We start from the raw sequence: 6,493 nt of genomic DNA, 5'->3' as shown, positions 1-6,493 counted from the left end.
CTTCGGGACTCCAGTCTTGTGGTCGTTTCATCGTGGTCGGCACTGGCAAGCAAATAGGTTCGTTCTCCGGTTCGACACACTCGTTTTCTTCTGCAGCAGCGGCTTTCATCCATCTGTAGATAGAAGTAAGAGAGGCGTCGAACTCTTCTGCCAATTCTGCAATGGGAAGAGCATTGGGGCCAATCGCCTTCTGAATGATCATGGCCCGATACGCTTTAGAATACATGTTCCTCCGAACTGCCCCAATGATTTGTTTTGGAGTTCAGTTAGAGGCGACAACTATCCTGACACGGGGGGCAACATACTGACGAATCAACTGTGGGGTTCGCCAGCATCGGTGTTGTCCGCAAATTGCAAAAGGAGCAGGTTATGAAATTAACAAGATGGGATCCGTTAAGAGATGTTGATGAATTTTTCGATCGTGCTTTGAGTTGGCCACTGCGACGACAGATTCAAGGAACACTTCCCACGCTGGATGAGGAATGGGCACCTCGGGTGGATATCAGTGAAACCGATAATAATTTCCTGATAAAAGCCGAAATTCCGGGCATCAAGCGCGAGGACGTCAAAATTAACATTGAGGACAATGTCCTCACCATCCATGGCGAACGCAAGGAGGAAAAAGAAGAAAAGGGGCGCAAATTCCATCGTGTGGAATGCCGTTACGGCAGCTTCAGCAGGAGTTTCACCCTGCCGCAAAACACGCAGATGGATCATGTCGAAGCGACATTCAAAGATGGTATCCTGAATCTGCAGATTCCGAAAAAACAAGCGGAAAAATCGAAGCAGATTGAGGTAAAAATCCATTAGAAAAGATTTTTTATGCTTTGTTTTTCTGGGGGTAGATTTTTAATCTGCCCCTTTTTTTGTCCTTTACCCAGACAGGTTTCTGCTTTTGCATACTAAAAGGTTATTTATTCTTGAGGAACCAGCAGACAGCGGTATCATTAAAAGTGTTTTTGAAATCTGATAAATATTTTCAGGAAGGCTAGCTGTTGTGTCTACAGAAAAAGAGCCGATTAGAATTCTGATCGTTCTCAGTAATAATATCCTTGCTGAAGGGTTGAAGAGAGTCATTGAGGAATATTCTTCTCCAAGCCGTGTCTCCCTAGCCAAATGCTCTTTGAGTGAAGCCCCGGATATTATTTTTTTCGACGCAAATCAGGATCTGGCAACTTGGCTAGAAACGTACCCGGAGGCAAAGCCAATTCTGCTAGATACCGGTCTGCAGGATCAGGAAATTTCAAACCTGCTGGTCAGCTCCAATGTGCGAGGCGTCATTTCTACGCAGGCGACCATTGAAATGTTTCACAAAGCAATTCGTGTTGTTGACCAAGGGGAAATCTGGGTCGATCAGAAACAATTGAAAGCTTTGCTGAAGCGAAACAATGCAATGACAGAAAACGGAGAGGTCAAAAAACTCAGCCCGCAAGATAAAAAAATTATCCAACTTATTTGCCAGGGCTACCGTAATCGGCAGATCGGTGAAAAGCTCTGCCTGAGCGAACATACGATAAAAGCACATATAAGCCGTATTTTTAAGCAGCTAAATGTCAGTAACCGTACCCAGTTGGTCTGTTTCACTCAGCAGGACAATCCCCCGAAGAACTAATCAGCGGAAACCATTTCGGCTACCATTCCAATCCTTATGTACTAATCCGAACAGATAGCCGATCACGACGTTCAGAGCATTGAAATATCTTGCTAATCTGCAAAAATTCAACTTTGTACTGTTTTGCGAAGCCTCAAAACACAAGAGGAAAGAGCTGTGAATTCTGAGTGCCGCCTGAATCAGAAACGAGGAAGTTTTTTAGCAGACTTCAGACTTTTGCAGTCGTCAGATTACTGGGAAATTCTGCCTTTGAAAACAAGGGAGGGCATCATATCCTTGCTCGATCAGGATAAGGCTATTAACCCACCGACGGTTGCTGAAGTTGTGAAGTCAGACAATCTAAGGGAGGAATGCTTATGATGATTCCCGTGGTTTTCAATGATGGTAGAGAACGCAATGCAACAAGAGATGAACTGCAATATTTGATTGTGACGAAACAAATAATGTCTTTTAAAAGAACAGCTGGTTGGGTTATCGTCGGCCGCGATAAAATGCGTACAAAAAGCAAATCTCGACATGTGAAAAAAGATCGGCGTAAGCATACAATTTACCCGCAAGGTTACTGGTACTAGAAGTTGAAAAATAATCAGTGCTTGTGGTTGTCGTAATAAAGGGCCTTGCCAAATACTGGTATAGTCTTAATTGCTTCGTGCCCTTCACTCTTCTACGTGGGGATGAAGAGAGGAAATAACAGGGGAAGTTCTTGGGACTGGGACAAAGGGAACCGTTTTTTCCTTTTTAGGCTTTTCAAAATAAATATAAAGGCATACTGCAATCAAGAAGAGAGCTGTTGTGCTGGAGGTCAGTATAAACAGCCCGTCAGGACCAAAAATTTTTATACACAGAGCAGCGGCAACAGGTCCGATACAGGCCCCGAGTCCGTAAAAAAGAATCATGGCGGCGCTTGCGGCAACGATCTCTGTATTTTCGATTCTGTCATTCGTGTGGGCCACAGAGATCGGATAGAGGGTAAATGCCAGCCCGCCATATAAGCTTCCTGCCAGAAGCCGCAATGTAATCTCCTGGGATGTCGTTAAAATAAGAAAAATACTCGATGCCCCAATCATGAGCGCCAAAACAGCAAGAACCTTTTGACGGTCAAAATGGTCAGAAAGACTTCCAACTGGCCATTGCATCAAAAAACCACTGATAATAGTAGCTCCCATAAACAAGGTGACATTCTGGAGGTTCATGCCGGACTGGCTTGCATAGACCGGAGCTAGACTGTAGAAGGCTGCTGCGATGATCCCCGAAGTAAAAGCACCTAGTAAACCCATCGGGGCTCTGTGGCTTAAGTCTCTCAGTTTTAGAGAGGTGGTCTCAGGAAGTTTCGGTGATAAGGAACGAGTCATCGAGACGGGGATCAGGCTAATGACTGAGAGCATTCCAACGATCAGAAAAAGCTGATCCCGACGGATATCTCCCAAGTTAAGCAGGAACTGACCGAATCCCAACCCCAAAAAGCAGATGGCCATATACACTGAGAACACCCTGCCTCGCATCTGGGCTTCGGTCTGATCGTTTAGCCAACTTTCAACAACCATATAGATCCCCATCATTGAAATGCCGGAAAGAATCCGAGCTGGAAACCAGACGGATGGGCACACCAACATCGGATACACTAGAGCTGTTGCCGTGTTGATTGCCGCAAAGACGGCAAAACTACGAATATGGCCTGTTCTGCGAACAACTGATGGACATATAAATGATCCGATCACCAACCCCAAGTAAAACCCTGACAGAACTGTTCCGGTCTGGAGGTGAGTAAATCCCTCCAGAGTCATGCGCAGGCCGAGCAGGGTTCCGAGCATTCCTACGCTCAGCATAAGAGTGAGGGTGGACGCAAATAAGGCAACAAAAAGTATGAGGATATTCACCATGGTCACTTCTGCTGAAAAAAAATGTGCTTGCTTTCCTTCTCGTCTAGAAGTGAAATGAAGTGAAGCTAAAAAAATGAGCCTACACTACACTTCATCCATCAACTCGGCCATCCGCCGGCAAAGCATCAGGACCTCAGCCTGGTGTTCCTGTTCTTTTCTTCGGAGTCGTTGCTCCATTTCATCAAGCTGACGCTCCATCGTCTTGACTCGCTCTCGGTAACGTAGCACTAAATCAATGGCATCCAGGGAAAGTCCCATCTCTTTGTGCAGATAGCGAATGAGTTTAAGTTTGCTGACCTCCGCAGCACTCAAGCCTTTTGCGCCATGCAACATCGGATGGGCAGTGACCAGTTCTTCGTGCTCACAGCGGAGAATGAACTCCTCGGATACCCTGATCATGCGGGCAACCAGCCGATATTCATAGTGAACATCAGGATCATTGCTAGAAACTGCAATCGGATATTTTTTCATAGCCTACTCCTCACCGGTCGGGCAGCAATTTCACAACTGGACACGAACGCTTCGCTTAACGCATCGACCTCCACTGCTCAAGCAGTTGCTTTTCTTTATCGGTCAGTTTTTGCGGCAGAACCGTTTCCACGGTGACATACAGGTCTCCGCGTTGGTCTGGATGTTTGATCTTCGGCATCCCTAACCCGCGCAGCCGGAAAACCCGACCGTTACTGGTTTCAGGTGGGATAGGCAGGTTTACCGTGCGGTCGATGCCGGAAACCTTGATCTTTCCGCCCAACATCATCGTAAAGAGATCTGCTGAGGCAATGGTCTTCAGATCATCATTGTCGCGGAGAAATCGTTTGTCTGGCATAACTTCAATGGTCAGATACAGGTTTCCCGAACGACCTCCTCCTGTGCCAGCCCCTCCTTGCCCCTTGACCCTGACCCGGGACCCGGTTTTGACACCACGAGGGATTTTTACGTCAATTTTTCGGCCGTTCTCCCATTCCAATACCCGTTTGGTCCCGTGGTAGGCTTCATAGAGGCTCACCTTAAGTGTATGTTCGAAATCCCCGCCGTGCTGCACTCGTACCTGTTGATAAGATTTCTGGTCGCCCGTATCGCCACGGCTTTGCTGTCGGGCTCCGCCGCCGAACAGATTGGTAAAAAAATCCGAAAATCCACCGCCAGCGCCAAACAGTTCTTCAAATTCCTCGGGATTGACCGTTCGATAACTGTAGTTCTGTTGGCCTGCGGCCGCCCGCTCTCTCCAGTTGAAGTCTTCGGGCTTTCCACCGCTTTGTCGGTACTGTTGCCACTGGGAACCCAGGCGGTCGTACTGCTTGCGTTTTTCAGGATCAGAGAGCACTTCGTTGGCCTCGTTTATGTCCTGAAATTTGGCCGCCGCATCACTATTGGCCGGATTGACGTCTGGGTGATACTTTCTGGCCAGCTTGCGGTAGGCTTTTTTGATCTCCTTCGCGTCCGCCTTGCGATCTACCCCCAGGATACTGTAATAATCCTTATACTCCATACTGCCTCCATTGGGTCGCATCCTGGCGGGCCACGATAATTCAGACGCAAGGTTTAGCGCCAGGTCCAGACTCTCGACTCAACGCGATGCGATCAGCACCTGCGCCGGCCGTAACAGCTTTCCGCTGAGCAGATAACCCTTCTGTTCAACCCTTACGACGGTGTTTGGGGCGACACCGGGACACCGGACCATGCCTATGCTTTCATGCAAACCGGGGTCGAACGGCTGACCCAGAACGTCCATCTCTGCGACATCGTATTTGCTAAGAAACTTCCCCAACAGGCTCCGGTTCATTTCGATCCCCTGCAAAATATTTCTGCTATCCTCATCCTGCGACGAATGCCGCAAGGCGAGTTCCAAGCCATCAGCAACGGGCAAAACATCTCTCAACAAGCTTGCCTTTTGCGCCTCGATCTCTTGGGCTGAGGTGCGTGCCAGTCGTTTTTTAGTGTTCTCTAGGTCGGCGAGCAGGCGCAGATATCGTTCTTTCCAGACGGCACCCTCATTCGTTCGCTGATTATCATCTTCCGTAACCCCATCCCCGGAACAATCTGTATTTATTTGAATTTCATCAGTCATCATCACACCTTTTCAGCCCAGTTGTTTAAGAGGTCAAATTCCGATTGTTTATTAAACTTTCGCACGGTCTACGGTTTTCTTTTTTTTACCAGCATGAGGGTCAAAATGACGCCACAAAAAAATCCGAGGGAGGCAGTGATAAACAACAAGAATGCTCGCGGCATAATCAGTGAAGTGAAGAAAATCCGGGTTTCAACCGGCTCGGTATTTTGCAGTAACAGTATGGCGAGCAACCCGGCAATAATACCGACAGCAGTCCATTTAGCCTTAAACATCCGATTGCCTCCTTGCTAATTCAGATTAGCCGATGGGTGCAACTTGGTAGCTTTCAAACCGCCGTTCAGACACAAGACTTCTCTCCTAGTCGGCGAAATTGAGGTATTTAAAGCTTATCAGGTTGCTAGCCCAATTAAAGCCAGAAGGATTGTGATTGATGGTTTAAGAAAAGAGGGTTCGTTTTAGTTTCTAATGGCTCTAATCTATCAGAGCTTCTCTGCGAGCTTAGAGCCCTATAATGGAGAGATGAGGTTTTCAGAAGTCGGGAAAACGTTTTTGAAAATGAAATTCCGGCCGGACCCGGCGGGTGTCAAGGTAGTTGTCGCCTCAACCTTTTCAAGCAGCTTCTGATTTCAGGCCCTCTTCGGAGGGCCGTTTTCGTTCAGGGTTTAGTCGAACGATCTCTATTGGTGTCCAGTTACGGATCTGTCTTGCCCAGCGCTCCGGATTCTTCTCCCGCGCTTGTTCATAAACGTTCTTTCGGTTCTTCAGCTTTGCAGTGTCACGCCCGTAATGTCGGTCATCTGGGGTGACGAAACGGATCTCACTGTGTAGGTGCTCAGTGTTGTACCAGTGAACAAAGGCATCCACCCATTTCTGCGCGTCCTGCTCCGTTGCAAATGGACGAGAAGGATATTCCGGGCGGTACTTCATTGT

Annotated in this window: 9 protein-coding genes and 1 pseudogene; 3 read left to right on the top strand and 7 right to left on the bottom strand. The window is 47.7% G+C overall.

The window, feature by feature from the left end; genetic code table 11:
- Positions 1 to 226 (bottom strand): hypothetical protein (locus BUB13_RS19205; protein WP_208610207.1); only part of this gene is annotated, 226 nt, incomplete at its 3' end.
- Between the two features lie 143 nt (positions 227 to 369).
- Here BUB13_RS19205 and BUB13_RS18395 point away from each other — a divergent pair.
- From BUB13_RS18395 to BUB13_RS18380, 3 genes are all read left to right on the top strand, one after another.
- Complete coding sequence (locus tag BUB13_RS18395) at positions 370 to 810, top strand: Hsp20/alpha crystallin family protein (protein ID WP_072910218.1); 441 nt, start codon at positions 370 to 372, stop codon at positions 808 to 810.
- 187 nt (positions 811 to 997) lie between these two features.
- Entirely contained in the window at positions 998 to 1,612 is a 615-nt protein-coding gene (locus BUB13_RS18390) for a response regulator transcription factor (RefSeq protein ID WP_072910217.1), read from the top strand.
- A gap of 356 nt (positions 1,613 to 1,968) precedes the next feature.
- Complete coding sequence (locus BUB13_RS18380; RefSeq protein ID WP_072910215.1) at positions 1,969 to 2,184, top strand: GSU3473 family protein; 216 nt, start codon at positions 1,969 to 1,971, stop codon at positions 2,182 to 2,184.
- Between the two features lie 84 nt (positions 2,185 to 2,268).
- On the opposite strand, the gene BUB13_RS18375 is transcribed toward BUB13_RS18380, so the two are convergent.
- The 6 genes and pseudogenes from BUB13_RS18375 to BUB13_RS18350 all read right to left on the bottom strand — a co-directional run.
- Positions 2,269 to 3,492, bottom strand: coding sequence for an MFS transporter (locus BUB13_RS18375; RefSeq protein ID WP_072910214.1), 1,224 nt, complete (start codon positions 3,490 to 3,492; stop codon positions 2,269 to 2,271).
- An 84-nt stretch (positions 3,493 to 3,576) separates the two neighbouring features.
- A complete protein-coding gene (locus BUB13_RS18370; RefSeq protein WP_072910213.1) occupies positions 3,577 to 3,963 on the bottom strand; it encodes a chaperone modulator CbpM in 387 nt (128 codons plus the stop codon).
- Between the two features lie 55 nt (positions 3,964 to 4,018).
- Positions 4,019 to 4,981 carry a DnaJ C-terminal domain-containing protein gene (locus tag BUB13_RS18365; protein WP_072910212.1) on the bottom strand — a complete coding sequence of 321 codons (963 nt, stop codon included), beginning with the start codon at positions 4,979 to 4,981 and terminating at the stop codon, positions 4,019 to 4,021.
- A 78-nt stretch (positions 4,982 to 5,059) separates the two neighbouring features.
- Positions 5,060 to 5,560, bottom strand: a complete 501-nt coding sequence (locus tag BUB13_RS18360; protein WP_072910211.1) for a nucleotide exchange factor GrpE — start codon at positions 5,558 to 5,560, stop codon at positions 5,060 to 5,062.
- 68 nt (positions 5,561 to 5,628) lie between these two features.
- Positions 5,629 to 5,835, bottom strand: a complete 207-nt coding sequence (locus BUB13_RS18355; protein ID WP_072910210.1) for a LapA family protein — start codon at positions 5,833 to 5,835, stop codon at positions 5,629 to 5,631.
- 337 nt (positions 5,836 to 6,172) lie between these two features.
- Positions 6,173 to 6,493 (bottom strand): annotated as a pseudogene (locus tag BUB13_RS18350) (integrase core domain-containing protein); the annotation flags it as partial.

It is taken from the genome of Malonomonas rubra DSM 5091, from assembly GCF_900142125.1.
GTDB lineage: Bacteria > Desulfobacterota > Desulfuromonadia > Desulfuromonadales > Geopsychrobacteraceae > Malonomonas > Malonomonas rubra.
This window is presented reverse-complemented; position numbering and strand designations above follow the sequence as displayed.

What these genes read in the sequence shown, in the direction of transcription:
- BUB13_RS18375 (WP_072910214.1), bottom strand. Translation starts at nt 3,492, where the DNA reads ATGGTGAATATCCTCATACTTTTTGTTGCCTTATTTGCGTCCACCCTC.
- BUB13_RS18360 (WP_072910211.1), bottom strand. Translation starts at nt 5,560, where the DNA reads ATGACTGATGAAATTCAAATAAATACAGATTGTTCCGGGGATGGGGTT.
- BUB13_RS18370 (WP_072910213.1), bottom strand. Translation starts at nt 3,963, where the DNA reads ATGAAAAAATATCCGATTGCAGTTTCTAGCAATGATCCTGATGTTCAC.
- BUB13_RS18355 (WP_072910210.1), bottom strand. Translation starts at nt 5,835, where the DNA reads ATGTTTAAGGCTAAATGGACTGCTGTCGGTATTATTGCCGGGTTGCTC.
- BUB13_RS18365 (WP_072910212.1), bottom strand. Translation starts at nt 4,981, where the DNA reads ATGGAGTATAAGGATTATTACAGTATCCTGGGGGTAGATCGCAAGGCG.
- BUB13_RS18395 (WP_072910218.1), top strand. Translation starts at nt 370, where the DNA reads ATGAAATTAACAAGATGGGATCCGTTAAGAGATGTTGATGAATTTTTC.
- BUB13_RS18380 (WP_072910215.1), top strand. Translation starts at nt 1,969, where the DNA reads ATGATGATTCCCGTGGTTTTCAATGATGGTAGAGAACGCAATGCAACA.